This is a genomic window from Pseudomonas sp. B329 (assembly GCF_023127835.1).
GTDB lineage: Bacteria > Pseudomonadota > Gammaproteobacteria > Pseudomonadales > Pseudomonadaceae > Aquipseudomonas > Aquipseudomonas synxantha_A.
The window spans coordinates 56,334-82,602 of sequence record NZ_SPKP01000059.1 but is presented as its reverse complement, the minus strand read 5'-3'; the positions used below and the strand labels follow the sequence as shown (position 1 = coordinate 82,602).

The following is a 26,269-nucleotide window of genomic DNA, read 5'->3' as shown; positions in this document are numbered from 1 at the left end:
GGCTGAATAGACTCGATCAAAATTGTGGGAGGGGGCTTGCTCCCGATAGCGGTGTGTCAGCCAATGCCTGTGCTGACTGACACACTGCTATCGGGAGCAAGCCCCCTCCCACATTGGGTTTTGCATTGAGTCATTATTTCGCGGCATGACAGTTATCACGCCAAGCGGCCTACTCACTGCCGGCCCTTGCCTTTACTCTCTCACCCCATCGTCCTTCGCCTTACGAGCACGCCATGAACGCTACCTCTCACGCCACAGGCACCATGACCCGGAGCATGGTCATGCTGTTCGCGTTTTGCTGCGGCGCCATCGTCGCCAACATCTACTACGCGCAGCCAATCATCGAACTGATTGCCCCGGACATCGGCCTGACGCCGGCGATGGCCAGCCTGATCGTGTCGCTGACGCAAATCGGTTATGCCTTGGGCCTGTTCTTCCTGGTGCCGTTGGGTGATTTGCTGGAAAACCGCAGGCTGATGATCTTCACCACCGTGGTGGCTATCGCTAGCCTGTTGGGCGCAGCGTTCACCGAACAGCCCAACCTGTTCTTGCTGGTGTCGCTACTGATCGGTTTCAGTTCGGTATCGGTGCAGATCCTCATCCCGCTCGCCGCGCACCTGGCCCCTGCCGAGTCCCGTGGTCGTGTGGTCGGCAGCATCATGGGCGGCTTGCTGCTGGGCATTCTGCTGGCGCGGCCGGTGTCCAGCGTGGTGGCCGACCACTTCGGCTGGCGTGCGATGTTTATGGCCGCCGCCGCCTTGATGGCGTTTATCAGCGTGGTGCTGATGCTGACCATTCCAAAGCGTCAACCCGATCACAGCGCCAGCTACGCCCAATTGCTGCGCTCCCTGGGCACCTTGCTGCGTAAGCAGCCGGTATTGCGCCAGCGTGCGTTTTACCAGGCGTGCATGTTTGCCACCTTCAGCCTGTTCTGGACCGCTGCTCCACTGGAGCTGGCGCGCAACCATGGCCTGAGCCAAAGTGAAATCGCGCTGTTCGCCCTGGTGGGTGCCCTGGGCGCCATCGCCGCGCCCATCGCCGGTCGCCTGGCCGATGCCGGCCACACCCACCGCGCCTCGCTGCTGGCAATGCTGTTTGGCGCGTTGAGTTTCCTGCCCGCGTTCGTGCATCCGGTGTACAGCGTGATCGGCCTGGCAGTGACCGGCGTGGTTCTGGACTTCTGCGTGCAGATGAACATGGTCCTCGGCCAGCGCGCTGTATACGCCCTCGATGCCCACAGCCGCAGCCGCCTGAACGCGCTGTACATGACCAGCATCTTCATCGGCGGTGCGTTCGGTTCGGCAATTGCCAGCAGCGTGTATGAACACGGCGGCTGGCTGAGCGTGATGCTGGTGGGCAGCGCTTTCCCACTGGTGGCGTTGTTGCGTTTCCTTTCTGCATCGCGCCAGGTGAAGGTGGCAACCGCCTAAGAGCGCACCAACTTCTCCAGCGCCGCGTCCGCCAGAAAGGAGGACCGGCTTTTGACCTTGTGCTCGCGCACATAACGGTCAATGCGCTGAATGACATAGCCGGGCAAGGTCACATTGACCTTCTCGGTCTTGCCAAGATAAGGCGAGATGTCCAGTTCCAACATGCCCCAGCCCATGCCCAGATAGTCTTCATGAGCGTGATGAGTGGCGACCGAGGTTGGCATCGGAATCACCCCACCCTCTGCGGCGATTTCCTGCAAAAGGATATGCGCCACTTCCACGGCGGCATTGTAGGCTTCTTCGAAACTGTCCCCGGCAGTGACCGCGCCTGGGATATCAGGGATCTGGATACCGGTGGCGGTGAAATCATCGCCCCATTCGATACAGATTGGGTATTGCATGAATGCTCTCCTTAAAACTGAAACAACCCGGCGCGCTTCCTGATGCTTTTGACAGTGCCCAGGGGCAGGTCTTTCTTGGGGTGGGGTACCGGGATGGTGTATGGGTTATAGCGATGGATAAAAATATGATGACTGCCCGTGACCCGATCCAGCACCCAACCCGCTTCCTGCAACTCCTTGATCAATAGCCTGCTCTGCACCGCTGCCTCCTTGGCTTGGCCTGAATAAAAGTAACCCTAGAGTTACCATTAATCAAGCACAAAAAGCATCGCCCGGACTGGCGGCTGTTTTACCGAATGTTGAAAACTCACGAAAAAATCGAAAACAGCCTGCTTATAAAACCCGTGAACGATGAAAAAACGTTCTGGATAAAGCTCCCCCCTGGCCTGGGACCCGGTTCGTGCGGCTGGTCTGTGTCTGGAGTCGGTTCTGGAATAGGCGTCGGGAGAGGTTCTGGAACAGGCGCGACAATGGTTTCAGGGGTGGGGAAAGGAATCACCGTTGGGGCCTGCCCGCTCCACACCACATCCGTCTGTTTGATCTGGCCTTGGCTGGTCACCAACAGATCAGCTGTGCCAGTGCCAGTCGTATCCACCGCCAGGGTGAAACGCCCCGTCGCCGAGTCATGCCCGAGCACCGCATCCCCCGCCCGGCCTTTGAATCGGTCGGAGAAATTCAGCGACTTGAGCTGCGCAGTCTGAAGCACTCCGGTCAGGTCAATCTTGTCGATCCCGCTTTGGAAGTCCTGGATGATGTCCGGGTTCTGCGGCGTTGAATCGACGACACGGTGATAGACGAACGTGTCCGCCCCAGCACCACCGTGAAGCTTATCCGCCCCCCGGCCGCCCGTAAGACGATTGCCAGCTTCGTTGCCTATCAATGTATCGTCGCCGGAACCACCAATGGCATTCTCCACGCTCACGCCCTTGGCAATCGACACATTCCCCCGCAAGCCACCTACATCCGAGAACGTTTCGGCCTTGAGGCTGATGGTTTGGTTCTGGGTGAACCCGGAGAAGTCGAGCGTGTCGTTACCACCGCCGTCCCAAACGGTGAAAATCGGTTTGTCACTCCCGCGCTTGAGGCTATAGAACTCCCGAGCGGAGTTGGAGTTGAAGCCGTAGGTGGTATCGGTATTGCGGGTTTTGCTATTCGCCCCGTAAAGCCGCTGGGCCGCGGCGATATCATCCATCATCGGCGCTACCGGGCTGTGCCTGGCAAAATTATGCCCAGGCTGATAAGTCTCCGCCCAATAACTCATGACACTGCGTGCCTTGGTGTCCTGGGCATATTCGGCAGAGCGGGAGTAATTGAAGCCCCCGCCGTTGTATTCACCCGGATGACTTAGCCCGAGGGTGTGCCCCAGTTCATGGATCAACAAACCCAGGAAGTGGCTGCCCATTGTCGGGTTTTGCCCACCGCTGGTGCCGATGTTGGCCTGGACTCTGGAGTAATGCCTGTTAGGCAGCCCCGCCCAGCCTGACGAACCCGACGTGCCCCTGATACTGATGGTGCCATCGGTGTTCGAGCCGTTTTCGACAAACTCGATATTGGCGACATCCGCCCAGTATTGCAGTGCTTGTCTGGCTCGCTCTTTCTGCGCGGCATTGAAACCGCCGGCGAAGTTAAAGCCGACGACAACCTTGCCATCTTTATTGAGATCATGAAACTTGGATCCACTGCGCGTAATATGTTTCGCTGCCTGATCCGTGGTGAAGGTTTTTTTATTGTTTGCCCAGAGAACAACTGCGTTCTCAGCGGCTGATAACCGGGACTGCGACATCGCCGGAGCGCGCGTACGGGCAGAATGCCTAACAGGGATTTGCATGGTGTATTGATACTCTGAACAGTGAGGAGTTAACCGTCCATATATGAATTACCGACACTGACTTATCCGTTGCCAGCCCGATAAAAATCCCATATCAAAAACACCTTAACTACCGTTATTTTTTTGCGAAAGCATTTATTAAACACAACAGCAAAAAGTCCGTACAAGTATTAATCGGATCGACACACCCCTACATACCAATCGCCACAAAGGCGTTAAGCCACAGAAGAAACAGTTTTCAACAAATCAACTTAATTCAATCAAGAGTTTTACTTAACAACATCAAGAAACCCACTCAAACATACCGAAGAAAACACGCTTGAGGTGAAGGCTTTTATCTGATCTGAAACATGATCAATGCCTACACACCTTGATTGCCCGCAGCTACCGAGTGCGCCTGATCCAGGCAGCACAGCAAGCGTTCGACGGTATGCTCCAAGGGCCCGGAATTATCCAACACAAACAAACCTGCGCCGTTTCCGGCAATCAGCTCAGCGGTAAATCGCGCGTTGCGCGCCAATCGCTCTTCGATGTCCGCCAATGACTCACGCCCGCGTGCGATCAAACGTTGGCGCAATACGGCTTGATCGACCGTCAGCAGCAACACCAACAATGTCGGGTAACGCTCACGGGTCTGCGCCAGGTGGGCGCGAGAGCCATTGACCAGCACATCGTCCCCTGCGGCCAGCCACTCGTCGATTTCCCTGGGGATGCCATACGACAAGCCATTGGCCTGCCAGCTCAAGGCAAACGCGCCCTCGGCGTCCATCCGCGCAAACTCCTGCGGGCTCACCCCTTGCGCCGCTTCGCCGACTGCCTCCGCCGAGCGTGTGATCACCCGGCGCACCATGCGGCAACCACGCGCCTGCAAGCGCAGACGTGCGGCATCCAGCAGGCTGTCCTTGCCCGAACCCGATGGCCCGATGAGATAGATCAACCTGCCCGTCATCAAAACACCCTCTTGGCTTGTCTCCAGGCTTGTTGCGCCCCCGGCAACGCTTCGCAGCAACCGACCTGCGCCAGGTAGCGGCCACTGGAAAGTATATCCAGCAATTTTTCGCCAGCCAGGCCGGCTGGCGGCCACATTACCCGAGTGCGCGCTGCCGCGCACCTGTGGGAGGGGGCAAGCCCTGATGCAAGTCAGTTAAGACAGAACTGGCAACTGTGGCGAGGGAGCTTGCTCCCTCGCCACAGGTCATTGCGCGTACTGCTTGCTCAACCCCGGCGGCACGCCTTGCACATTGGTTTCTTCCCAAGGCCCGTTGGGGCTGATGGAACGGCTCCAGCCGTTGCTCCAGCGGTAGTAGGTACGCTGGCGGTAGAAGGTGTCGGGCTGGTCGTCGAGCACGTACACCTGCATCTTGCCGTCCCAGTGGCTGGCAGCCCCCGGTGGTGGAGCAAAGGTGGGGGACTTGCTTGGCAGTGGCTTTGGCGGCGGGGTCAGCGGGCCGGAAGGCTTGGTGCTCGGCTGAGTCGACGGGCCCGATGGCGGGATGGTCGGGCCGGTGGGTGCCGCAGGTGGGCGGTGGACCGCACAGGCGCTCAGGCCGAGTACCAGGCTGAGCAGGGTGATGCGTGCAAATGCGGTCATGGGCGTTTCCTCAGAATGACTTGTCCGGAGTATCGATGGTCAATTGCTGCAGCGCAGTGGTGCTGCTGGCCAGCGGTTGGCTGCGGCCGATCCATTCGCCAGTGGTCGGTTGGCCGGCCCGGGATATGCGCGCAACCAGTTGGACTTCGGGGAAGTTGGACAGTTTCAACTGCGGCATCATCGCGTCGGCATCGCCCAGTTCGACGGTGATGGGCAGTTCGGCAACGGTGACGCGCTTGGCCGCCAAGGGTGCCGGTGGGCCGCTGACTGCACGGGCGAAGATGAACACAGTGTCGGTCGGCAAGGCTTTGGCTTTCGCTTCGGCGGACAGGTCTACACGCACGGTCATTACCGCCTTGCGCGCGACCGTACCGCCGCTCTCTTTAAGCTTCTCGCCAGCCCGGTCAATACCGCCTTGCAGCGCTACACGGGAGTTGTCCTGCGGTGGCAGTTGCGCCAGCAGACGGTTCCAGTAATCGATCGCTTCCTGATAACGCTGGCCTTCAAAAGCCGCGATCCCCAACAGGCCAAGGCTGGTGACTTCCTTGGGATCGAGCTTTAACGCCTCGTCGGTCAGCGCCTGCACCTTGGGCGACCACTGTTTATTGTCGGCAAAGTATTGTGCCTGGGCCCACTGGCCAAGCAATTCCGGCTGGCGCCCGGCCAAGGCTACGGTGCGTTCAAAGACTTTGGCGGCATCGGCGGAACGGTCCTGAGCCATGTAGGCGCGCCCCAGGAAATACAGGCCCTCGGCCGAATCCGGCTGGGCTGCCGCGGCACGCTCCAGGCGCTGAGTCATGTCGGCCATGGACACCGGAGGCTGTGAGAATTCGCGGGTCAGTTCGACCTTGTCGCTCGCCCCATAATGCAGGTACAGCGCAACGCCAAGCACCGGCACCAGAAACGCCGCCAAAAACGGCAGCGGTTTGCCCAGGCGCGATTCACGGGGCTTTTCCACGCCCTCGGTATCGGCCAGCAACTCGCGAGCCGCCTCGGCGCGGCCCGTATCCAGTTGCACGGCGTTCAATACACCTTCGTCCTGCTGCACTTGCAGCTCGGCGACGCGTTCCTGATACAGCGCCACGTTCAGCGCGGTACGATCCTCTTCACGCTGGGCGCGACGGTCACGCAGTACAGGAATCAACAGGAAACTCAGGGCAATCAGAAGCAGCAAGCCGGCTGCGAGCCAGAAATCAATCATCAGTCTTGGTGTCCAGCAATTGGTCGAGGCGTTTACGCTCTTCAGGGGACAGCGCATCGGAACCATCGGTAGGCGCGGCGCGGCGACGGCGCACGATCACCGCCATCACCACAACGCCGGCCAGCAACAGCCCGGCGGGGCCGAACCAGAGCAGCGCGGTTTTGCCGGTAAGGGCCGGTTTGTAGCGCACGAAATCACCGTAGCGGTCGACCATAAAGTCGATGATCTGCTGGTTATCCTTGCCCTCTCCCAACATGCGGAAGATTTCTTTGCGCAGGTCAGCGGCGATGGGCGCGTTGGAGTCGGCGATGTCCTGGTTCTGGCACTTGGGGCAGCGCAGTTCCTTGGTCAGGTCGCGGAAACGCTCACGCTCGGCGTCATTGGCAAATTCATAGGTGTCGATGGCGGCATGGGCCACACCGGCCAGGCCCAGGGCTAAAACAGCAGCGGTCAACCAACGCTTCATGGCTTGGCCTCATCGACCAGGGCCTGGTACTTGGCGGCCAGTTGCTCACGCCAGACTACCTCGTCGATCACGCCGACGAACTTGTCACGGATCACGCCCTTGGCGTCGATGAAGAAGGTTTCCGGCGCGCCATAGACGCCCAGGTTCAAACCCAGGTTGCCGTCTTCATCACGGATATCGAGCTGGTAAGGGTTATGAAACTCGGCCAGCCATTTCAAGGCCGCCGCATTGTCGTCCTTGTAGTTGATGCCGTAGATCACCACGCCCTTCTCGGCCAGTTTGTTCAGCACCGGGTGTTCGACGCGGCAGGAGATGCACCAGGTGGCCCACACGTTGACCAGCGCCGGCTTGCCCTGCAGGTCGGCCTGGGTCAGGGTCTTGTCACCCTGCACCGTCGGCAGGTTGAACGCAGGAAACGGCTTGCCGATCATCGCCGAGGGTAACTCGGCCGGGTCCAGATACAGCCCGCGATACAGGAACACTGCCATCAGCAGAAACAATGCCAGCGGCACCACCATCAACCAACGTTTCATACTGCCGCTCCTGAAAGGCCCAATGCTTCACGCACACGGCTGCTGACCTTGACCCGATAACGCCGATCCAGCGCGGCGAGCAAACCGCCAAAGCCTGTGAGCAACCCGCCGAACCAGATCCAGCGCACGAAGGGTTTGACATGCACCCGCACAGCCCAGGCGCCGTCGCCCAAGGGTTCACCCAGCGCCACATACAGGTCACGGGTGAAACCGGCGTCGATACCGGCTTCGGTCATCATTGAACTTTGCACTGTGTACAGGCGCTTTTCAGGGTGCAATACGGCGATTTCCTTGCCATTGCGCACTACGCGCACGGTGCCTTTATCCGAGGTGAAGTTCGGCCCTTCGAAGTGCCTGGCACCTTCGAAGATGAACTGGTAACCGGCCAGGTCCATGGACTCACCCGGCGCCAGGCGCAGGTCGCGCTCGGCGCTGTTCTGGCTGGAGAGCACTACGCCCAAAGCGCACACGGCGATGCCAATGTGAGCGATCTGCATGCCCCAGTAACTGCGGGTCAGGGTGGGCAAGCCTTTGATCAGGCCTTTGTGGCGCGTCTTGTCGAAGATGTCCCGCACGCCGGCCAGCAACACCCAGGCCGCCAGCAGGAACGTGGCGAGTACCGCCCAATTGAAGTCGCCGTAGGCGAACCCGGCGATCACTGCCAGGGCCACGCTGCCCAACAGCACCGGCATCAACATGCCTGCCAGCCATTTCACCGGGGTGTCTTTCCAGCGCACCAGCACACCGACCGCCATCACTACCATCAACAGGCCCATCAACGGGATGAACAACGCATTGAAGTACGGCGGGCCCACGGACAGCTTGGCGCCGCTCAAGGCATCCAGCACCAGCGGGTAGAGGGTGCCGAGCAGGATCATTGACGCGGCTACCACCAGTACCAGGTTATTGCCCAGCAGCAGGGTTTCGCGCGACCACAGGTTGAAACCGACCTGGCTCTTGACCACCGGCGCGCGCAGGGCGAACAGGGTCAGGGAACCGCCCACCACAAACAGCAGGAAGATCAGGATGAACACGCCGCGTTCGGGGTCGGAGGCAAACGCATGCACTGACGTCAGCACCCCCGAACGCACAAGGAAAGTGCCGAGCAGGCTGAGGGAAAACGCGGCGATGGCGAGCAATACCGTCCAGCTTTTGAATACGCCACGCTTTTCGGTCACTGCCAGGGAGTGAATCAGCGCCGTACCCACCAACCAGGGCATGAAGGACGCGTTTTCCACCGGGTCCCAGAACCACCAGCCGCCCCAGCCAAGTTCGTAGTAGGCCCACCACGAGCCCAAGGTGATACCGATACCGAGGAAGGCCCAGGCGACGATGGTCCAGGGACGCGACCAGCGCGCCCACGCCGCATCCAACCGCCCGCCAAGCAAGGCCGCGATGGCAAACGCAAAAGCTACGGAGAAGCCCACGTAACCCATGTAGAGCATCGGCGGGTGCACGATCAGGCCGATGTCCTGCAACAGCGGGTTGAGGTCATGCCCGTCTGCGGGGATCTGCGGCAGGATGCGGCTGAATGGATTGGAGGTCATGATCAGAAACAGCATGAAGCCGATGCTGATCATGCCCATCACCGCCAGGACTCGCGCCAGCATCACTTGCGGCAGTTGGCGCGAGAATACCGACACGGCAAAGGTCCAGCCGCCGAGGATCAGCGCCCACAGCAGCAACGAACCTTCGTGGGCGCCCCACACGGCGCTGAACTTGTAGTACCAGGGCAAGGCGCTGTTGGAGTTGTTCGCGACATAGGCGACGGAAAAGTCGTCGGTCATGAAGGCATAGGTCAGGCAACCGAAGGCGAACAGCAGGAAAGCAAACTGACCCCAGGCGGCCGGCTGCGCCAGGCTCATCCACAAACGATCGCCGCGCCAGGCACCGAGCAACGGCACCACGGCCTGGACCACGGCAAAGCACAGGGCGAGGATCATCGCCAGTTGGCCCAGTTCAGGAATAAACAATGCGGACGTCATCACTTAGCCCTCCTTGGCTGGGGTCGCGGGCGCGGACTGGCCACTGTCTTTCAGGGCCTTTGTGACCTCGGGCGGCATGTACTTTTCATCGTGCTTGGCCAGCACTTCGTCCGCCACTACCACACCATCGGCGTTGAGTTTGCCCAGAGCGACGATGCCCTGGCCTTCGCGGAACAGGTCCGGGAGGATGCCGCGGTAAGTGATGGTCACGGCCTTGTTGAAATCGGTGACCACGAAGGTCACGTCCAGAGAATCGCCGGAACGCTTCAACGAGCCCTGCTCCACCATGCCGCCGGCGCGGATGCGCGTGTCCAGCGGGGCTTCGCCGTTGGCGATCTGGGTGGGGGTGTAGAACAGGTTGATGTTCTGCTGCAGGGCGCTCAAGGCCAGGCCCACGGCAATGCCGACGCCGACCAGGATGGCAAGGATGATCAACAGACGCTTTCTACGCAGCGGATTCACTTTTCGGTCTCCCGGCGCAGACGTCGCGCCTCTTGTTGCAGGTAACGCTTGCGGGCCAGAATCGGCGCGGCGACGTTGAGGGCCAGCACCGCCAGGCAGATGCCGTAGGCGCTCCAGACATACAGGCCATGGTGGCCCATGGCGAGAAAATCACTGAAAGAAGCAAAGCTCATCCCCGCGCTCCCAGGCTGGTTTGCACGTGCGCTTTTACCCAGCTGGTGCGAGCTTCGCGCTTGAGCACTTCAAGGCGCATGCGCAGCAACAGCACGGCGCCGAAGAAGCAGTAGAACCCCAGCACCATCAGCAGCAGTGGCGCCCACATTTCCACGGGCATCGCCGGTTTTTCGGTGAGGGTGAAGGTGGCGCCCTGGTGCAGGGTGTTCCACCACTCTACCGAGTATTTGATGATCGGGATGTTGATCACGCCGACAATCGCCAGCACCGCGCAGGCCTTGGCAGCGCTATCGCGGTTGCTGATGGCGTTGCCCAGGGCAATCAGGCCGAAGTACAGGAACAGCAGGATCAGCATTGAGGTCAGGCGTGCATCCCACACCCACCAGGAACCCCAGGTCGGCTTGCCCCAGATCGCGCCGGTGACCAGCGCCACGGCGGTCATCCACGCACCTATAGGTGCAGCGCATTGCAGGGCCACATCGGCCAGTTTCATCTTCCACACCAGGCCGACGATGCCGCAAACCGCCAGCATCACGTAGCAGGACTGGGCCAGCATCGCAGCAGGGACGTGGATATAGATGATGCGAAAGCTATTGCCTTGCTGGTAGTCCGGCGGCGCGAAGGCCAGGCCCCAGACCAGGCCGGTGCCGATCAGCAATACGGCGGCGACGCTCAACCACGGCAGCAGCTTGCCACTGATGCCATAAAACCATTTGGGCGAGCCGAGCTTGTGAAACCAGGTCCAGTTCATTGCATTTTCCATCACGGGTGCTTTTCGTCGTGGCGAAAAGCTTAGGGTCTTTACTGACTCAACGTCATTAACGCCGAGTCAGACCTCATTATTCACCGACGCTGATTTTCAGGCCGGCGGCTATAGCAAAGGGTGTCAGGGTTACCGCCAGGGCGGTCAGGCTACCAAGCCACAAGAGGTAACCGGTCGCCGGCATCCCCATGAGCGCGGCTTGCAAAGCGCCGCTGCCCAGGATCAACACCGGGATATACAAAGGCAGAATCAACAGGGCCAGCAGCAGGCCACCCCTTTTCAAGCCCACAGTCAAGGCAGAGCCCACCGCCCCCAACAGGCTGAGCACCGGCGTACCGAGCAACAAGGACACCAGCAACACGGGCAGGCATTCGACGGGCAAGCCCAGCATCATCGCCAGCAGCGGCGAGAGCAAGACTAGCGCCAGGCCGGAAAAAGCCCAGTGTGCCAGTACCTTGGCCAGTACCAGAAGTGGCAGGGGGTGCGACGAAAGGACCCACTGTTCCAGGGATCCGTCTTCGAAATCACTGCGAAACAGCCCGTCCAGCGAGAGCAGGACCGATAAAAGCGCCGCGACCCACACCAGTCCCGGGGACAAGGTTTGCAACAGTTTAGTCTCCGGGCCGACCGCCAACGGAAACAGCGCGATCACAATCGCAAAGAACACCAGCGGGTTGGCCAGCTCGGCCGGGCGACGGCACAACAGCCGCGCTTCACGGGCCACCAACAGAGCAAACACACTCATGCCGACCACCGTCCAAGATCCAGCTCCCGGTAACCACCCGGCTTGCGCGCCAGGGTATGGTGGGTGGTGAGCACCACCAGGCCGCCCTGCTCGCAGTGCCGGGCCAGGTGCTCTTCGAGTTGGGCTACGCCCTGTTTGTCGAGAGCGGTGAAGGGTTCGTCGAGAATCCACAGCGGCGGGCCGGGCAGGTACAAACGCGCCAGGGCCACACGGCGCTGCTGGCCGGCTGACAGCGTGTGACAGGGCACATCTTCAAAGCCCTTGAGGCCAACGGCGGCCAGGGCCTGCCAGATGCCATCGCGGGTAGCAGGGTGATGCAGGGCGCTGAGCCAGCTGAGGTTTTCTTCGGCGCTGAGCACGTCCTTGATACCGGCGGCGTGGCCGATCCAGACCAGGTTGCGTGCCAGCTCGGCACGTTGTTCGTGCAGGGGCTTACCGTTGAGCCGAACAACACCCGCCGTGGGCTGCATCAAACCGGCCAGCAGACGCAGCAAACTGGTCTTGCCGCTGCCATTGGGGCCGCTGATTTGCACCATGTCGCCAGCCGCCAGCCGCAGGTCGAGTTGCTCGAACAACAGGCGCAGGTCGCGTTCACAGGCAAGCGCTACGGCTTCAAGAAGAGGGCTGGTCAAGAGATCGCGGGCCTTTACGGTTCAAGTCGGCGGTGCAGCGGCCGTTATAGAGAGATGCACAATAACGACTTTGGCGACCGATTTTAGAGAGCTGGATCAAATAGTTGTGAGGTTTTTACCGCTCTCTTTGCAGACGGGCGGCATTATACATGCGATGCCCTACTCTAAAGAGGGCAATTTCCCCAGAGACGATGCGCACGATGACCGGTGAGATCAATCTTCCTCCACTGCCTCCAGCCTCAGCACCCAAGGCTGCCCCGCTGCCTGCGGCTGGCGAGTTGCTCAAGCTCCTGGAGCCACAGGCCGGGTTGATTGGCGCCGGAAAAACCGTAAACGCTGAAGTCATCGCGCTGAAACAAGGCAGTGAAGCCTTTCAGCTGTTGCTCAAGCTGACCCTTGAAGGTGGTCGCCAGACCCTGGTTCAAGCCAGCAGCGCCCAGCCCTTGCCTCTGGGCAGCAATGTGGCAGTGAGCCAAACGCCTGCGGGCAACCTGGCCATCAGCTTGCAGCAAGCCATGAGCGCCAACGTGACCGCCCTCACCCGCCTCGACACCACACAAATGCCGGTGGGCACACTGCTGCAAGCCAAGGTGCTGACCACTCAGGTGCTGCCTCAAGGCTCAGCGCAAGCGGCGATCTATCGCTCGCTGGTGAGTGTGCTCAATAATGCCCTGGCCGGTACCACGCTGACGCTGGAAAGCCCTCAACCCTTGCGGGTCGGCAGCTTGCTCAGTGCCGTGGTGCAGAACGCGCAAACCCTGAATTTTGTGCCGCTGAGCGGGCTGAAAGACCAACTGGCCGTGACGCAGCAACTGGCAACCCAGCAAAGTCGCCAAGGCTCGCTGGATGCGGTGTTCACTGCCCTGCAGAACCTGCCCCGTGGCGACAACACCTCGGCCGAGCTGCGGGCCGCTGCCGAGCGTTTACTGGCAGCCTTGCCCGATCTGGCGCAAGTCAGCAATCCCAAGGTACTGGCACAAGTGGTGCAAAACAGCGGCGCCTTCCTGGAAGCCAAATTGCTCGCTGGGCAGAACCCACAAATCCCACCGCTGGATATGAAAGGCGCGCTGTTGCGCCTGGTCGCGGACCTGCTGCCCGCCCTGCCCGCCAACACCAACCTGAATGCGATCCTCGCTGCCAATACCCTGGCCCAGGTGCTGCCGCACTTTGTGCGCAGCCCGTTGAACACTCTCGGCCAGGTCGGCGCTCGGCAGATACCCGCCGGTTTCCCCTTGCCGGAGCGGCTGATGGCGAAACTGGAAGGTGAAGGCGACCTGGAAAACCTGCTGCGCCTGGCCGCCGGGGCGATCTCGCGCTTGCAGAGCCACCAACTGTCGAGCCTGGAACAGACCGGCACCACCGCCGATGGCCGCCTGCAAACCACGTGGCAGTTGGAAATCCCCATGCGCACCCTGCAAGACATAGTGCCGTTGCAGGTCAAGTTTCAGCGCGAGGAGCCTGCGCCTGACAAGGATCAGCCCGAGCGCAAGGATAAAAAAGATCCGAAGCAGATGCTTTGGCGCGTCGAACTGGCCTTCGACATGGAGCCGCTGGGGCCGCTGCAAGTTCAGGCGCAGTTGTCCCAAGGCAAACTGTCCAGCCAGTTGTGGGCCAGTCGCCCTTTCACCGCCAGCCTGATCGAAAGTCACCTGGGCAGCCTGCGCGAGCGCCTGGTGTCATCCGGACTTAACGTCGGCGACCTGGATTGCCACCTGGGCACCCCGCCACGCGGTGCAAAAACCGGATTGGAACAACGCTGGGTGGATGAAACCGCATGAAGAACGCCGCCCCACCCCGCCAGGCCATCGCCCTCAAGTACGACGGCCAACAAGCCCCCACCCTGACCGCCAAGGGCGATGACGCCCTGGCCGAAGCGATTCTCAAGCTGGCACGGGAGAATGAAGTACCGATCTATGAAAATGCCGAGCTGGTGAAGCTGCTGGCGCGTATGGAACTGGGGGACAGTATTCCAGAAGAGCTCTATCGCACGATTGCCGAGATCATTGCGTTTGCATGGACGTTGAAGGGCAAGTTCCCGGTGGGCTACGACCCGGATGCGGGGCCGATGGAGCGGGATGTCACTGAGCGTGGCGACGATTACTGAGTAGCCACAGGCATACCAAGATCCACTGTGGGAGGGGGCTTGCTCCCGATAGCGTCATTACAGCCAACCTATCTGGGGCTGATACACCGCTATCGGGAGCAAGCCCCCTCCCACATTTTTTGATCTGTATTCAGTTCAGGACTTCACTCAGAGGAATGAAATTGACCCGGTCGCCAATGGCCAATGTGGTCCCCTCCATCACCTCCACAAACCCCTCCGCCCACGCCGCACTGCGCAGCACCCCGGAGCTCTGGTTGCGATAGATAATCGCCTTGCCCTGCTCGATACGCCCGCGCAGGTATTCGCGGCGGTTGCCAGGCTTGGGCCAGTCGAATCCTGCCGGCACCTCGAAACGCAGCGGCTGCACCTGCGCCACGCCTTGGCGGCGCAGCAGGTACGGGCGCGCCAATAGCGCAAAGGTCACCAGGGTCGAGGCCGGGTTACCTGGCAGGCCGATCACCGGCACGCCACGAAAATGCCCGAAGGTCAGCGGTTTGCCTGGCTTGATCGCCAGCTTCCACAACGCCAACTCGCCCTCTTCACGCAAGGCAATGCCGAGGAAGTCCGCTTCGCCCACCGACACACCGCCGGTAGACAAGATCAGGTCGACGCTACCCAGGCCGGCCAAACACGTACGGGTCTGTTCCAGATCATCCGGCAGAATCCCCGCATCGATCACTTCGCAGCCCATGCGCGCCAGCCAGCTGCACAGCACGCGACGGTTGCTGTTGTAGATCTGCCCCGGGCCCAACGGCAAGCCTGGCTCGATCAATTCGTCGCCGGTCGACAGCACGGCCACGCGCGGGCGACGCACCACATCGAGCCGATCCCGCCCCAGAGACGCAGCCAGGCCCAACTCGATGGGCCCCAGGCGCGTTCCGGCGCTGAGTACGCACTCACCCACCGTAGTCTCCTGGCCCTGTGGTCGGATGTTGTCGCCCACCCGTAACGGCTCGGTGAAACTCACGCGCTGATCGGCATGAACCACCGCGTTTTCCTGCATTTGCACGCAGTCTGCGCCTTCAGGTACCGGCGCGCCGGTAAAGATCCGTGCGCAGGTGCCGGCCGCCAGCGGCTCGGGCGCAGTGCCGGCGAAAATGCGTTGGCTCACCACCAGCGGTTCCCCGGTCCAGTCCGCCAGGCGCACGGCGTAGCCGTCCATGGCACTGTTGGGCCACGGCGGCAGGTCGAGCGTCGAGATCAGGTCCTGAGCCAGTACGCGGCCATCGCACTGCGCCAGGGGCAGCACATGCTGGTCACGGATCGGCGCCGATTCCGCCATGGCGAGCAGCCGCTGCAAGGCAGCTTCCACCGGCATCAGTGCGCCGGTCTTGCCCGGCTTATCCACGGGAATCACAGGGTTGGGCCTGCTTCAGGTGCGGGACGAAATTGCATGGGCGGTGACGATTATCCAGTTGCTCGGCGAGGATGCCATCCCAACCGGTGCGCACGGCATTGGTGGAGCCCGGCAGGCAGCACACCAGGGTGCCATTGGCCAGGCCGGCCAGGGCGCGCGATTGCACGGTGGAGGTGCCGATATCGGCCACGGAGATCTGGCGGAACAGTTCGCCGAAGCCATCGACCTGCTTGTCGAGCAGGCAGCTCACGGCTTCAGGGGTGCTGTCACGGCCGGTGAAGCCGGTGCCCCCGGTGATCAGCACCACTTGCACCACGTCTTCGGCGATCCAGTGGGCAACCTGGGCGCGAATCTTGTAGAGGTCGTCCTTGAGCAGCACGCGCTCGGCCAGATGGTGGCCGGCGGCGGTCAGGCGATCGACGAAGACCTGGCCGGAGGTGTCGGTGTCCAGGGTGCGGGTGTCGCTGACGGTCAATACAGCAATATTCAGGGGTACAAAGGGCGCATCGGCCTTGGCTTTCATGGCTCGGTCCAGTTGTCGAAAAAACAGCCCGATGTTATATCACAGGCCCCTCTTTACCTGCCGCAGTGGAACCGCCATGTCTCTTGAATCTTCACCCCTGCCTTGTTCGATTCTGTTGTTGGCCGGTGGTCGTGGCCAACGCATGGGCGGCCAGGACAAGGGGCTGCTTCAATGGCGGGGCGAGCCCTTGATTGCCCACCTGCAACGGCTGGCCAGGCCGCTCACGGATGACCTGATCATCTCGTGCAATCGCAACCTTGAACACTACGCGCCCTATGCCGACCAACTGGTCAGTGATGACAGCCCGGACTTTCCCGGCCCGTTGGCGGGTATCCGAGCAGGACTCTTCGCTGCACGCCATGAACATCTGCTGATCTTGCCGTGCGATGTGCCGCAGATTGATGAGCGACTGCTGGCCGACTTGCGTCAGATTGCCCAACGCAATCCGCAGGTTCCCGTCATGGTGCGTCATGGCGAGTTCTGGGAACCCTTGCTGTGCATTATCCCAACAGGCCTGAAAGATCAGGTGGAACGGGCCTGGCAAGCGGGTGAACGCAGCCCGCGCAAGGTCCTGCTGCAACTGGGTGGCGTCGGCCTGGAATGCCCGGCCGATGACCCGCGCCTGGCCAATCTTAATACGCCCGAGCTGTTGCACCCACGGGCTGGCGTGTCAGAATGAGCCTTTCACAAGGAACTTTGCCGACGTCCCATACGTCACAAGGTCAGCAATTTAAAAGTATTTTCTCGGAGACAAACTCATGACTCAACGGACCATCGCCGCTCTCATGCTTGCACTGGGCCTCGCCACCCTCGCCGGTTGCGCCTCGCCAACAGTGATCACCCTGAATGACGGTCGCGAAATCCAGGCCGTCGACACCCCGAAATTTGACGAAGATTCGGGTTTCTACGAATTCCAACAGCTTGACGGCAAGCGCACCCGCATCAATAAAGACCAGGTTCGCACCGTTAAAGATCTGTAAGCCTTAACGCTTGCCAACAAGGCCCGCCTCGCGCGGGCCTTGTCGTTTGCGGCGTTTACCAATCGAGGGTGATACGGCTGTGGAAACTGCGTTCTTCACCATTTAGCGGGTCGATGAAACGCACGCCCTGGGCCAGCAGCTTCAGGGGGTGGGCGTAGTCGTCCTCGGCGTCCTTGACCACCTCGGGATAGAACGGGTCATTGCAGATACTCGCCCCGAGGGCAGTCATGTGTACGCGCAGCTGGTGTTTCTTGCCGGTCACCGGGAACAGACCGTAACGCCACAAACCACCCTTTTTCTCGCGCACTTCAACGGCCGTCTCGGTGTTGCTGGCGCCCGGCCCTTCCTGCATCCGAAAGAAGGGTTCGCCATCCACCAGGCGGCTTTTATGCACCAGGGGAAAGCTCAGATTCGGCAGGGCCGGGGCGATGGCTTCGTAGAATTTGTCGATACGCCGCGTGGGAAACAGTTGCTGGTACGCCGAGCGGCTTTGCGGGTTGGCCGAGAACAGCACCAGCCCCGCCGTGTGCCGATCAATGCGGTGCAACGGCACCAGGGCGGGGTTGTCCAGGCGACGGATCAGGCGACGCAACAGGGTTTGCTCAACGTACTCGCCGGCGGGAGTCACCGGCAGGAAATGCGGCTTGTCCGCCACCACCAGATGTTCATCGGCGTACAGGATAGTTTCCTGTACCGGAATCACTTTTTCGTTGGGTACTTCGCGAAAGTAATAGATGCACAGGCCTTCCTTGTAGGCCAGGCCCAGGCTGATCGGGCTGCCATTGATATCCAGCACTCGTTCCCGGGCAATGCGGTCCAGCCACTGCTCACGGCCAATGGCCGGGAAGTGATCGCACAGGCAGTCGATCACCGTTGCCCAAGGCCCCGGTGGCAGATACAACGTGCTGGCTTGGTGCTGGGCGGCGGAAAAACCGGAAGTGGACATGCAAATGCTCGAACCTGGAAACAGGCGGGCATTATCCCGCATGGAGCGCGATTGCGCCTAGGGCCGTTCTCATGCCTTGGCCAGTTGGGCCCGCAGCACCGGCGAAGCGCTCGCCGCCTCGGTGAACTCCTTGAGCCAGCGCAGTACGTCCACTGCTTCCCAACGGCCCGGATCATAGAGCGCGTAGAGCAAGCCTTGATAACCCACCACATCCAACTGTTTGTGATAACCGGCACGCTGGAACAGCGCCTCGATTTCCGCAAAGCAGGTGTTGAAATGCACTTTGTTGAAGGGCGTCTTGCCTTCCGTGACCAGCCCATCGAGGCGCAGCTCGTTGACCGCGTCGCGCACCACATCGGCGGACATGCGATTGACGCTGCTTTTCAATTGTTCAACATTCACCACGGGCGTTCCCTCTATTCAATCGCTGTACGAATATACAGTAACGTAATATTCGCAAGCCCGCCATCGGATAAACGTCAGCGCAGAAAGGCAACGACCTGGCCGGTGTCGAACGGCCAGTCCAGTTCCGCCCCGGTGTCCTTGCGGCGAAGCACCGGAATCCGCAGGCCGTAGTCTTCTGTCAGGTCATCTGGCTCAGTGATATCCACCAACTCCACCAGCAGCCCGTGTTCGACGAGCGGCATGATTTCGGCTTCGGCAATTTCACACAGATGGCAACCCAGGGTGCCGAACAGCTGGCATTCAGGAGGCATGACGAAAGAACCCGGTCAGAAAAACAAGTGACCATTCTAAACCCGCTCGCGCCGTGAAATCCCATTGCCGACAAAACACCTGATCCAGGTCACCATGGCCTATAACTGATTCAGCGATTCTCGCGGCTTTTTGCCCGTCCACCTGCAATGGAGATGCCTGTGTTTGCCAACCTGCTGATCATCCTGGCCTCATCCCTGGTGGTGATTGCGCTGTTTCGCCGGCTGCAACTGCCGCCCGTGCTGGGCTACCTGTGCGTGGGCCTGGCGGTGGGGCCGACTGCTTTGGACTGGGTGAACGACAACGAGGACCTGCCGGACTTGGCCGAGATGGGCGTGGTGTTTCTGCTGTTCTCCCTGGGCCTGGAGTTTTCCCTGTCGAAAATGTTCGCCCTGCGCCGAGTGGTGTTCGGCCTGGGCAGTTTGCAGGTGTTGGGATGCGGCGCCCTGCTCGGCGCTGCGCTGATGGGCTTGGGCCTGGCGCCGGGCATCGCGCTGTTACTGGGTGCAGGGTTGGCGTTGTCGTCCACGGCCATCGTCAGCAAGGAACTGACCAGTCTTGGGGAGATCTTCAGCAGCCACGGCCAGAATGCGATAGGCGTGCTGCTGTTCCAGGATGTGGTGGCGGTATTGCTGCTGACACTGGTGCCGGTGTTTGCCGGCAGCAGTGACCAAGCCTGGTACTGGGCATTGCCGCTGACCCTGGGCAAAACCGTGGTGTTGTTCGTCGGCCTGTTATTCGCCAGCCGCTGGTTGCTGCCGCGGTTGTTCCATGAGGTCGCCGCGTCCCATTCCGCAGAGTTGTTCGTGCTGCTGGCGCTGGTAATTGTCTTGCTCACCGCCTGGCTCACCCACCTGCTCGGCCTGTCCCCTGCCCTTGGTGCGTTTCTGGCCGGTATGTTGCTGGGCGAGAGTCATTATCGTCACCAGATAGAAGCGGATATCCGGCCGTTTCGCGACATTCTGCTGGGGCTGTTTTTCGTCAGCATCGGCATGTTGATCGACCTGCAGTTATTCGTCAGCCACAGCCTGTTGATCCTCGGCCTGACCCTTACGCTGATGTTGGTCAAAGGCTCTGTGGTGGCCGTACTGGTCAAGCTGCGTGGCAGCGACACTGAAACCGCCTGGCGCAGCGGCCTGGCCCTGGCCCAGGGTGGCGAGTTCTGTTTCGCGCTGATGGCGCAGATGCAGCAGAGCCGGTTGATTCCGGATGAGTTCAACGGCCTGCTACTGGCCGCCACGTTCTGCTCGATGCTGTTGACGCCGCTGCTGTTGCGCGCAGCGCCGGCCATTGCCCTGCGCCTGCATCGCAAGCCCAACCAGCAAGTGCAACTGGAGCACATCACCGCGCTCAACGCTCAGTTGCACGGGCACGCGGTGATTTGCGGTTATGGTCGGGTGGGACAATCGATCGGGCGGTTTTTGCGCCGCGAGCACCAGGCGTTTATCGCCCTGGATGACGACCCCGAACGGGTGCAGGAGGCCGCTACCGAGGAAAGCAGCGTGCATTATGGCGACTGCCGCCGGGGTGCCTTGCTCAGTGCCGTGGGCCTGGAGCGCGCGCGGTTGGTGGTGATCGCCGTCGACAACAGCGATGTCGCCCTGGTGGTGCTCAAGGAAGCGCGACGGATCAACCCACAGGTGCCGATCCTGGTGCGCACCCGTGATGACAGCCAGTTGGCTGAACTCAAGGCCGCGGGGGCCAGCGAAGTGGTGCCCGAGTTGCTTGAGTCAAGCCTGATGCTCGCGTCCCACGCCCTGATCCTGCTGGGCCTGCCGGACCAACAGGTACAGGCTCGGGTGGATGAAGTGCGGCAGAACCACTATCGCTTGCTGCACGGGTTTTATCCGCCGCCACACACTGATGAACAAGCGCCGATCAATCCTGACTGACCGCACCGATCTTGTGGATCGACAGGTCCGCGCCGTAATACTCCTCTTCCTGACTCAAGCGCAGCCCTTGCACGCGCTTGATCACGCCGTACACCAGCAAGCCGCCACCAAACGCCACCGACACGCCCAGGCCGGTGCCGATCAACTGGCTGATCAAGCTGACGCCGCCAAGCCCACCCAGGGTGGCCTGCCCGAAGATGCCGCAGGCGATGCCGCCCCACACGCCACACAAGCCGTGCAACGGCCATACGCCCAGCACATCGTCGATCTTCCAGCGTGCCTGGGCGGCGATAAAGCACCACACAAACAAGCCGCCTGCGACTACTCCGGTGACCAGCGCGCCCACCGGATGCATCAGGTCGGAACCTGCGCAGATCGCCACCAGCCCGGCCAAGGGGCCGTTGTGCAGGAATCCTGGGTCGTTACGGCCGATCACCAGCGCGGCCACGGTACCGCCAACCATGGCCATCAACGAATTGACGGCCACCAGGCCGCTGACCCCGTTGAGGGTCTGCGCACTCATCACGTTAAAGCCGAACCATCCCACGATCAGGATCCACGACCCCAGCGCCAGGAACGGGATGCTCGACGGTGCAAACGCCACCAGGCGCCCTTCGCGATAACGTCCATTGCGCGGCCCCAGCAGCAACACCGCCGCCAGCGCCAGCCAGCCGCCCATGGCGTGCACCACCACGGAACCGGCAAAATCGTGAAAACTGGCGCCAAAGCTTGCAAGCAGCCAGGCTTGCAGACCGAAATTGCCGTTCCACACCATGCCCTCGAAGAACGGGTAGATAAACGCCACGATCAGTGCAGTGGCGCACAACTGCGGCGCAAACTTCGCACGTTCGGCTATGCCACCGGAAATGATCGCAGGGATCGCCGCGGCGAAGGTCAGCAGGAAGAAAAACTTCACCAGGCCATAGCCATGATCGGCGCTGATGACGGCTGCCGGTTGCATGAAGCTCACACCGTATGAGATCCAATAGCCTATAAAGAAATAGGCCAGGGTGGAGATGGCGAAATCGCTGAGGATTTTCGACAGGGCGTTGACCTGATTCTTCTGGCGCACCGTGCCGACTTCAAGGAAGGCAAAGCCGGCGTGCATGGCCAGGACCATGACCGCGCCAATCAGGATAAACAGGGTGTTGGAACTGTGGACGAGTGTATCCACCGCACTTTGCAGATTTTCCATGGAGGTTGGCAGGCCTGCATCAAGGCAAAAAGCACCAAATCGGTTCAAGCTGAGGGTTGGCGCACTAAATGGGTACCACCGGCTTCGTCCCTCTTGGGAGGGCACGAACCGCTTTAGCGCAGCGATCAACACAACTGACCGTTGCCGACAGGGTTTTTCCGCGGGTTTTAGTTATTTAGGGTAAGGTTTTTCAAGGCTTGCGCCCCGACCGCCCATATTCGGCGCGGGCCTCTGAGCCTGCGCACCAATGCAAAGCAAAAGCTGTACCACACAATTGCAGTGAACCTTCAGCGAACGCCGCGACTCGAAACCACACGTACAGATCAGCCACACACGGAGACAACCATGGCCGGTAAAACAGCAAAGACTGCTCAAGAGATACTGATGGCGGATTTTCAAACCCTGGTCAGTGATACCGAAAGGTTGCTGGACGACACCGCAGTGCTGGCCGGCGATCAGGCCGACGAACTGCGCACCAAGATCCACGAGAGCCTGCTCAAGGCCCGCGAGACCTTGCAACTGACCGAAGACTCCCTGCGCGAGCGCGGTCAGGCGGCCATCACCGCCACCGAAGACTACGTGCAAGCCAACCCATGGCAGTCAGTCGGCATCGCTGCCGGCGTGGGCTTTTTGATCGGTCTGCTGGCTACAAGGCGCTAATCATGTCTATCGGCGAATCCAGCTCATCAACGAGCGCACATTCTTCGGCAAGCGGTTCCACCTCCCGACGCCTGGGCGCCGCTGTGCTGGGCTTGCTGCACAGCCATGTCGAGTTGTTTGGCATCGAATTGCAGGAGCAAAAGGCCCGCACTGTCAGCCTGTTGTTGTTTGCCGGTCTGGCGTTGGTGTTCGCCCTGCTGTTGCTGGTAGGGTTGTCGACGCTGGTGATGATCCTGGTGTGGGATACCGGCTACCGCCTGACAGGCATCATCTGCCTTTGCGTGTTCTATAGCCTGGCCGCGGCCTTCTGCGGTGTGCGCCTGAAAGCGGCGGTGTTCGATGAATCCACGCCCTTCCACGCCACGCTCGAAGAGCTGGCCAACGACCGGGAGCGCCTGCTGCCATGAGCATGACCGAGATCCCGAAAAATACCTCCCGCCGGGAAATGCGCAAGACGCTGATCCGCCTGCGCATGGAAATGCACCGCCAGGAAATCCGTCATGAGTCCCAGCAACTGATGGCCCCTCTGCAGAAAATGCGCAACATGCGCCACAACTGGCAGGACAGCCTGGGCATCAAGCACGCGCCACTGTGGGGCGTGGCGGCGGTGACGCTGATGGGCTTTTTCACCGGCAAGGGCGCCAAGGGCGGCAGTATCAGCAGCGTGACACGTCTGGTGCGGCTGGGTGCAGGGTTGATCCCATTGATCAAATTGGCCATGCAAGGCTCGCGCAAAAGTTAAACCTTTGCCGGCGTTTAGCGTGCCGATACCAGTGGCCCGGCCCTCGTCAACGGGTGCCGGGCCTTTTTTCGCCCGCACCGCCGACCTGTAGATTTTTGCTTGCTCCGCCACGCCGGAAACGGGAAGCTGGCGGATGTCATTCACCGAACGGAGAGTAGTTGCCTTGGATTGGCCCACCCTGCTGAACCGCGAACGCCTGGGAAAACCTCTGCACAGCCCTGAAGAACTGGGCCGCAGCCCCTTTCACAAAGACCACGACCGCATTATTTTCTCCGGCGCGTTCCGGCGCCTGGGCCGCAAGACCCAGGTGCATCCGGTATCGAGCAACGACCATATCCACACGCGCCTGACCCATTCGCTGGAAGTCAGTTGCGTCGGCCGCTCCCTGGGTATGCGCGTGGGTGAAACGTTGCGCGGCGCCCTGCCCGACTGGTGCGACCCGAGCGACCTGGGCATGGTGGTGCAATCGGCTTGCCTTGCCCACGATATCGGTAACCCGCCGTTCGGACACTCCGGCGAGGATGCCATTCGCCATTGGTTCCAACAGGCCGCCGGGCGCGGCTGGTTGGACGACATGAGCAGCGCCGAACGCAATGATTTTCTCAACTTCGAAGGCAATGCCCAGGGCTTTCGGGTACTGACCCAACTTGAATACCATCAGTTCGACGGCGGCACGCGGCTGACCTACGCCACCTTGGGGACGTACCTCAAGTACCCCTGGACCGCCCGCCACGCCGACTCGCTGGGCTACAAGAAGCACAAGTTCGGCTGTTACCAGAGCGAGCTGCCGATTCTGGAGCAAATCGCCCATAAGCTCGGCCTGCCCCAGCTTGAAGAGCAACGCTGGGCCCGTCACCCGCTCGTATACCTGATGGAAGCGGCCGACGACATCTGCTATGCGCTGATCGACCTGGAAGACGGCCTGGAAATGGAGCTGCTGCAGTACGCCGAAGTCGAGTCGCTGTTGCTTGATCTGGTGGGCGATGACTTGCCGCAGACGTACCGCCAATTGGGCCCGCTTGACTCTCGGCGCCGCAAGCTGGCGATCTTGCGCGGCAAAGCGATTGAGCACCTGACCAATGCAGCGGCGCAGGCCTTTGTCGAACAGCAGGACGCCCTGCTCGCCGGCACGCTGCCTGGCGATCTGGTCGAGCATATGCACGGGCCGGCGAAGCGCTGTGTGCTGGATGCCAAGGACATGGCGCGCAAGAAGATCTTCCAGGACAAGCGCAAGACACTGCACGAAATCGGCGCCTACACCACCCTGGAAATCCTGCTGAACGCCTTCTGCGGCGCGGCCCTTGAACAACATGGCGGGCGCACGCCGTCATTCAAGAATCGGCGCATTCTGGACTTGCTCGGCAATAGCGCGCCGGATCCGACCTGGCCGCTGCACGCCTCATTCCTGCGGATGATCGACTTCATCGCCGGTATGACCGACAGCTACGCCACTGAAATGGCACGGGAGATGACCGGGCGCTCCAGCCCCCAATAACGATCCGATCAAGCCGCCCGTTCCCTGAAACGAATCGCCCTACGATGGGAACAGAGCGGCCTGATCGAATTCGTACAGGCACCCGAAGAATAATCACGCACGCTCCTAACGGGCCAGCCGCGCAATTCCTACCGCCCCCATCGACGCTTGCATCACTGTGTGCACTTTTATGCCCAGACACTCTCTTCGTATTCTTTTGGTGGAGGATCACCCTTTTCAACTTCTGGCCACCCAGTGCCTGCTCAAAAGCTTCGGCTTCGAGCAACTGACACCTGTGGAAAATGCCGAGCAGGCCATACACACGATGAGTCGGTCCGAACACCCCTTCGACCTGATGCTGTGTGACCAATGCCTGCCTGACCTGCCGGGGCTTGAACTGATCGAAATCGCCAACCGCCAGCGCTTCATCACTGGCGCCATTCTGTTAAGCGGCTTACCCACACAGGAATTGATCAACCTGAGCAGGCAAGCCTTGCAACGACGTCTTCCACTGCTTGGCTATTTGTCCAAGCCCTTGAACAAAGATGAGCTGGAAAGGCTAATAGGTTAATTTTTAACTCTCTCATGTAGGAACTTAAACATCATTTTCAATGAAAAACACTATAAGGCCCGTCGTAAAATCCAAGGCCCCGTTTATTGGCGCAACCACCTTCAAATTGTTGATATACCCTGCAACGTCCCCCTAACAACTTGTAGGCTTTTGCCTTATTAAACGTAGGAACTTTCCTGTTTTGCATTTACTCCCTGTGAGCTTCATGCTGAGCCCTCATCTTCTGAGCTAATGTGCCCGCTTTATTTGCACCAGCATGGAATGTGATTATGAACTCAGTTTTTATTATCGATGACCACCCGGTAATCCGGCTTGCCATTCGAATGTTACTGGAGCATGAGGGTTACAAGGTCGTCGGCGAAACAGACAATGGGTGCGATGCGATACAGATGGTCCGCGAATGCCTTCCAGACCTGGTGATTCTCGACATCAGCATCCCGAAACTCGACGGCCTTGAGGTGCTCTGCCGATTCAACGCCATGAACACCTCGATGAAAACCCTCGTGCTCACGGCGCAATGTCCTACGCTGTTTGCCACGCGATGCATGCGCTCGGGTGCCGAGGGCTATGTGTGCAAGGAAGGGGACTTGAGCGAGTTGCTGAGCGCCATCCGTGCGGTCCTGTCCGGTTACAACTACTTCCCCAGCCAGGCGTTGAACGGCCCCGGAACGGAAGGCCTGGATGTACAAGAACTGGAACTGTTCAAGACAGTCAATGACCGGGAGCTGATGGTCTTGCAACTTTTTGCACAAGGCCGCACTAACAAGGAAATAGCCAAAGGCATGTTTTTGAGCAACAAGACTGTCAGTACTTATAAAAAGAGGTTAATGCAAAAACTCAAAGCCAAATCCTTGGTAGAACTCATCGAGATGGCAAAACGAAACGCGCTAGTGTGAGAAA

32 protein-coding genes are annotated in these 26,269 nt (G+C 60.4%); 12 read left to right on the top strand and 20 right to left on the bottom strand.

What is annotated here, in order from left to right; translation table 11 throughout:
- Positions 1-233 precede the first annotated feature (233 nt).
- On the top strand, positions 234-1,430 hold the full coding sequence (locus E4P00_RS26435) for an MFS transporter (protein ID WP_081883284.1): 1,197 nt from the start codon (positions 234-236) through the stop codon (positions 1,428-1,430).
- Here E4P00_RS26435 and E4P00_RS26430 read toward each other — a convergent pair.
- The 14 genes from E4P00_RS26430 to ccmA all read right to left on the bottom strand — a co-directional run bounded on the left by E4P00_RS26430 (position 1,427) and on the right by ccmA (position 12,211).
- Complete coding sequence (locus E4P00_RS26430; RefSeq protein WP_032877106.1) at positions 1,427-1,831, bottom strand: type II toxin-antitoxin system HicB family antitoxin; 405 nt, start codon at positions 1,829-1,831, stop codon at positions 1,427-1,429. The two genes, E4P00_RS26435 and E4P00_RS26430, sit on opposite strands and share 4 nt — an antisense overlap.
- A gap of 11 nt (positions 1,832-1,842) precedes the next feature.
- A complete protein-coding gene (locus E4P00_RS26425) occupies positions 1,843-2,031 on the bottom strand; it encodes a type II toxin-antitoxin system HicA family toxin (RefSeq protein WP_248133343.1) in 189 nt (62 codons plus the stop codon).
- Positions 2,032-2,138: 107 nt separating this feature from the next.
- Positions 2,139-3,659, bottom strand: a complete 1,521-nt coding sequence (locus E4P00_RS26420) for a M10 family metallopeptidase C-terminal domain-containing protein (protein WP_078820715.1) — start codon at positions 3,657-3,659, stop codon at positions 2,139-2,141.
- A 361-nt stretch (positions 3,660-4,020) separates the two neighbouring features.
- A complete protein-coding gene (gene phnN, locus E4P00_RS26415; protein WP_078820714.1) occupies positions 4,021-4,608 on the bottom strand; it encodes a phosphonate metabolism protein/1,5-bisphosphokinase (PRPP-forming) PhnN in 588 nt (195 codons plus the stop codon).
- A gap of 246 nt (positions 4,609-4,854) precedes the next feature.
- A complete protein-coding gene (locus E4P00_RS26410) occupies positions 4,855-5,250 on the bottom strand; it encodes a hypothetical protein (RefSeq protein WP_216090956.1) in 396 nt (131 codons plus the stop codon).
- 10 nt (positions 5,251-5,260) lie between these two features.
- Positions 5,261-6,451: a c-type cytochrome biogenesis protein CcmI gene (ccmI, locus tag E4P00_RS26405; protein ID WP_032877110.1), complete on the bottom strand. Its 1,191-nt coding sequence runs from the start codon at positions 6,449-6,451 to the stop codon at positions 5,261-5,263.
- Positions 6,444-6,917 (bottom strand): cytochrome c-type biogenesis protein, encoded by a 474-nt coding sequence (locus E4P00_RS26400; RefSeq protein WP_005786512.1) that lies wholly within the window; start codon positions 6,915-6,917, stop codon positions 6,444-6,446. The genes ccmI and E4P00_RS26400 overlap by 8 nt, the downstream gene beginning before the upstream one ends.
- The gene (locus E4P00_RS26395; RefSeq protein ID WP_005786510.1) at positions 6,914-7,450 is read right to left on the bottom strand and encodes a DsbE family thiol:disulfide interchange protein; all 537 of its coding nucleotides are present in this window, start codon (positions 7,448-7,450) and stop codon (positions 6,914-6,916) included. The genes E4P00_RS26400 and E4P00_RS26395 overlap by 4 nt, the downstream gene beginning before the upstream one ends.
- On the bottom strand, positions 7,447-9,435 hold the full coding sequence (locus E4P00_RS26390) for a heme lyase CcmF/NrfE family subunit (protein ID WP_248133342.1): 1,989 nt from the start codon (positions 9,433-9,435) through the stop codon (positions 7,447-7,449). The genes E4P00_RS26395 and E4P00_RS26390 overlap by 4 nt, the downstream gene beginning before the upstream one ends.
- 3 nt (positions 9,436-9,438) lie before the next feature.
- Positions 9,439-9,897 (bottom strand): cytochrome c maturation protein CcmE, encoded by a 459-nt coding sequence (gene ccmE / locus E4P00_RS26385; protein WP_005786506.1) that lies wholly within the window; start codon positions 9,895-9,897, stop codon positions 9,439-9,441.
- Positions 9,894-10,070, bottom strand: a complete 177-nt coding sequence (ccmD, locus tag E4P00_RS26380) for a heme exporter protein CcmD (RefSeq protein WP_005786504.1) — start codon at positions 10,068-10,070, stop codon at positions 9,894-9,896. Before ccmD ends, ccmE begins: the two co-directional genes overlap by 4 nt.
- Positions 10,067-10,822, bottom strand: coding sequence for a heme ABC transporter permease (locus E4P00_RS26375; RefSeq protein WP_248133341.1), 756 nt, complete (start codon positions 10,820-10,822; stop codon positions 10,067-10,069). The genes ccmD and E4P00_RS26375 overlap by 4 nt, the downstream gene beginning before the upstream one ends.
- Positions 10,823-10,910: 88 nt before the next feature.
- Complete coding sequence (ccmB, locus tag E4P00_RS26370; RefSeq protein WP_005786500.1) at positions 10,911-11,579, bottom strand: heme exporter protein CcmB; 669 nt, start codon at positions 11,577-11,579, stop codon at positions 10,911-10,913.
- The gene (gene ccmA / locus E4P00_RS26365) at positions 11,576-12,211 is read right to left on the bottom strand and encodes a cytochrome c biogenesis heme-transporting ATPase CcmA (protein ID WP_005786498.1); all 636 of its coding nucleotides are present in this window, start codon (positions 12,209-12,211) and stop codon (positions 11,576-11,578) included. The genes ccmB and ccmA overlap by 4 nt, the downstream gene beginning before the upstream one ends.
- A gap of 200 nt (positions 12,212-12,411) precedes the next feature.
- On the opposite strand from ccmA, the gene E4P00_RS26360 reads away from it, so the two are divergent.
- Both E4P00_RS26360 and E4P00_RS26355 read left to right on the top strand, forming a co-directional pair.
- Complete coding sequence (locus E4P00_RS26360) at positions 12,412-13,989, top strand: flagellar hook-length control protein FliK (protein ID WP_248133340.1); 1,578 nt, start codon at positions 12,412-12,414, stop codon at positions 13,987-13,989.
- Positions 13,986-14,315 (top strand): EscU/YscU/HrcU family type III secretion system export apparatus switch protein, encoded by a 330-nt coding sequence (locus E4P00_RS26355; RefSeq protein ID WP_032877115.1) that lies wholly within the window; start codon positions 13,986-13,988, stop codon positions 14,313-14,315. The genes E4P00_RS26360 and E4P00_RS26355 overlap by 4 nt, the downstream gene beginning before the upstream one ends.
- Before the next feature lie 130 nt (positions 14,316-14,445).
- On the opposite strand, the gene glp is transcribed toward E4P00_RS26355, so the two are convergent.
- Positions 14,446-15,672 carry a gephyrin-like molybdotransferase Glp gene (gene glp / locus E4P00_RS26350; protein WP_078820710.1) on the bottom strand — a complete coding sequence of 409 codons (1,227 nt, stop codon included), beginning with the start codon at positions 15,670-15,672 and terminating at the stop codon, positions 14,446-14,448.
- Positions 15,656-16,195, bottom strand: a complete 540-nt coding sequence (gene moaB, locus E4P00_RS26345) for a molybdenum cofactor biosynthesis protein B (protein ID WP_078820709.1) — start codon at positions 16,193-16,195, stop codon at positions 15,656-15,658. The genes glp and moaB overlap by 17 nt, the downstream gene beginning before the upstream one ends.
- A gap of 76 nt (positions 16,196-16,271) precedes the next feature.
- Between moaB and mobA the strand changes: the two genes are divergently transcribed.
- Both mobA and E4P00_RS26335 read left to right on the top strand, forming a co-directional pair.
- A complete protein-coding gene (gene mobA, locus E4P00_RS26340) occupies positions 16,272-16,874 on the top strand; it encodes a molybdenum cofactor guanylyltransferase MobA (RefSeq protein ID WP_248133339.1) in 603 nt (200 codons plus the stop codon).
- A 79-nt stretch (positions 16,875-16,953) separates the two neighbouring features.
- Positions 16,954-17,175: a YgdI/YgdR family lipoprotein gene (locus E4P00_RS26335; protein WP_005786486.1), complete on the top strand. Its 222-nt coding sequence runs from the start codon at positions 16,954-16,956 to the stop codon at positions 17,173-17,175.
- Positions 17,176-17,230: 55 nt separating this feature from the next.
- Here the strand turns inward: E4P00_RS26335 and E4P00_RS26330 are convergent, their stop codons facing one another.
- From E4P00_RS26330 to E4P00_RS26320, 3 genes are all read right to left on the bottom strand, one after another.
- Positions 17,231-18,121, bottom strand: coding sequence for a pseudouridine synthase (locus E4P00_RS26330; protein ID WP_078820732.1), 891 nt, complete (start codon positions 18,119-18,121; stop codon positions 17,231-17,233).
- A 69-nt stretch (positions 18,122-18,190) separates the two neighbouring features.
- Positions 18,191-18,526, bottom strand: a complete 336-nt coding sequence (locus E4P00_RS26325; protein ID WP_003189932.1) for a hypothetical protein — start codon at positions 18,524-18,526, stop codon at positions 18,191-18,193.
- 74 nt (positions 18,527-18,600) lie between these two features.
- Positions 18,601-18,837 (bottom strand): glutaredoxin family protein, encoded by a 237-nt coding sequence (locus tag E4P00_RS26320; RefSeq protein ID WP_078820707.1) that lies wholly within the window; start codon positions 18,835-18,837, stop codon positions 18,601-18,603.
- 153 nt (positions 18,838-18,990) lie between these two features.
- Between E4P00_RS26320 and E4P00_RS26315 the strand changes: the two genes are divergently transcribed.
- A complete protein-coding gene (locus tag E4P00_RS26315) occupies positions 18,991-20,727 on the top strand; it encodes a monovalent cation:proton antiporter-2 (CPA2) family protein (protein WP_143508419.1) in 1,737 nt (578 codons plus the stop codon).
- Here the strand turns inward: E4P00_RS26315 and E4P00_RS26310 are convergent.
- A complete protein-coding gene (locus tag E4P00_RS26310) occupies positions 20,714-21,922 on the bottom strand; it encodes an ammonium transporter (protein ID WP_032877119.1) in 1,209 nt (402 codons plus the stop codon). The genes E4P00_RS26315 and E4P00_RS26310 overlap by 14 nt on opposite strands.
- 345 nt (positions 21,923-22,267) lie before the next feature.
- On the opposite strand from E4P00_RS26310, the gene E4P00_RS26305 reads away from it, so the two are divergent.
- From E4P00_RS26305 to E4P00_RS26280, 6 genes are all read left to right on the top strand, one after another.
- Entirely contained in the window at positions 22,268-22,582 is a 315-nt protein-coding gene (locus E4P00_RS26305) for a YqjD family protein (protein ID WP_005786475.1), read from the top strand.
- A gap of 2 nt (positions 22,583-22,584) precedes the next feature.
- Complete coding sequence (locus E4P00_RS26300) at positions 22,585-22,989, top strand: phage holin family protein (protein WP_005786473.1); 405 nt, start codon at positions 22,585-22,587, stop codon at positions 22,987-22,989.
- Complete coding sequence (locus E4P00_RS26295) at positions 22,986-23,324, top strand: hypothetical protein (protein ID WP_032877120.1); 339 nt, start codon at positions 22,986-22,988, stop codon at positions 23,322-23,324. The genes E4P00_RS26300 and E4P00_RS26295 overlap by 4 nt, the downstream gene beginning before the upstream one ends.
- A gap of 163 nt (positions 23,325-23,487) precedes the next feature.
- Positions 23,488-24,819 carry a deoxyguanosinetriphosphate triphosphohydrolase gene (locus tag E4P00_RS26290; protein ID WP_248133338.1) on the top strand — a complete coding sequence of 444 codons (1,332 nt, stop codon included), beginning with the start codon at positions 23,488-23,490 and terminating at the stop codon, positions 24,817-24,819.
- Positions 24,820-24,988: 169 nt separating this feature from the next.
- Positions 24,989-25,369 carry a response regulator gene (locus E4P00_RS26285; RefSeq protein ID WP_032877121.1) on the top strand — a complete coding sequence of 127 codons (381 nt, stop codon included), beginning with the start codon at positions 24,989-24,991 and terminating at the stop codon, positions 25,367-25,369.
- Between the two features lie 269 nt (positions 25,370-25,638).
- Complete coding sequence (locus E4P00_RS26280; RefSeq protein ID WP_005786466.1) at positions 25,639-26,265, top strand: response regulator transcription factor; 627 nt, start codon at positions 25,639-25,641, stop codon at positions 26,263-26,265.
- Positions 26,266-26,269 lie beyond the last annotated feature (4 nt).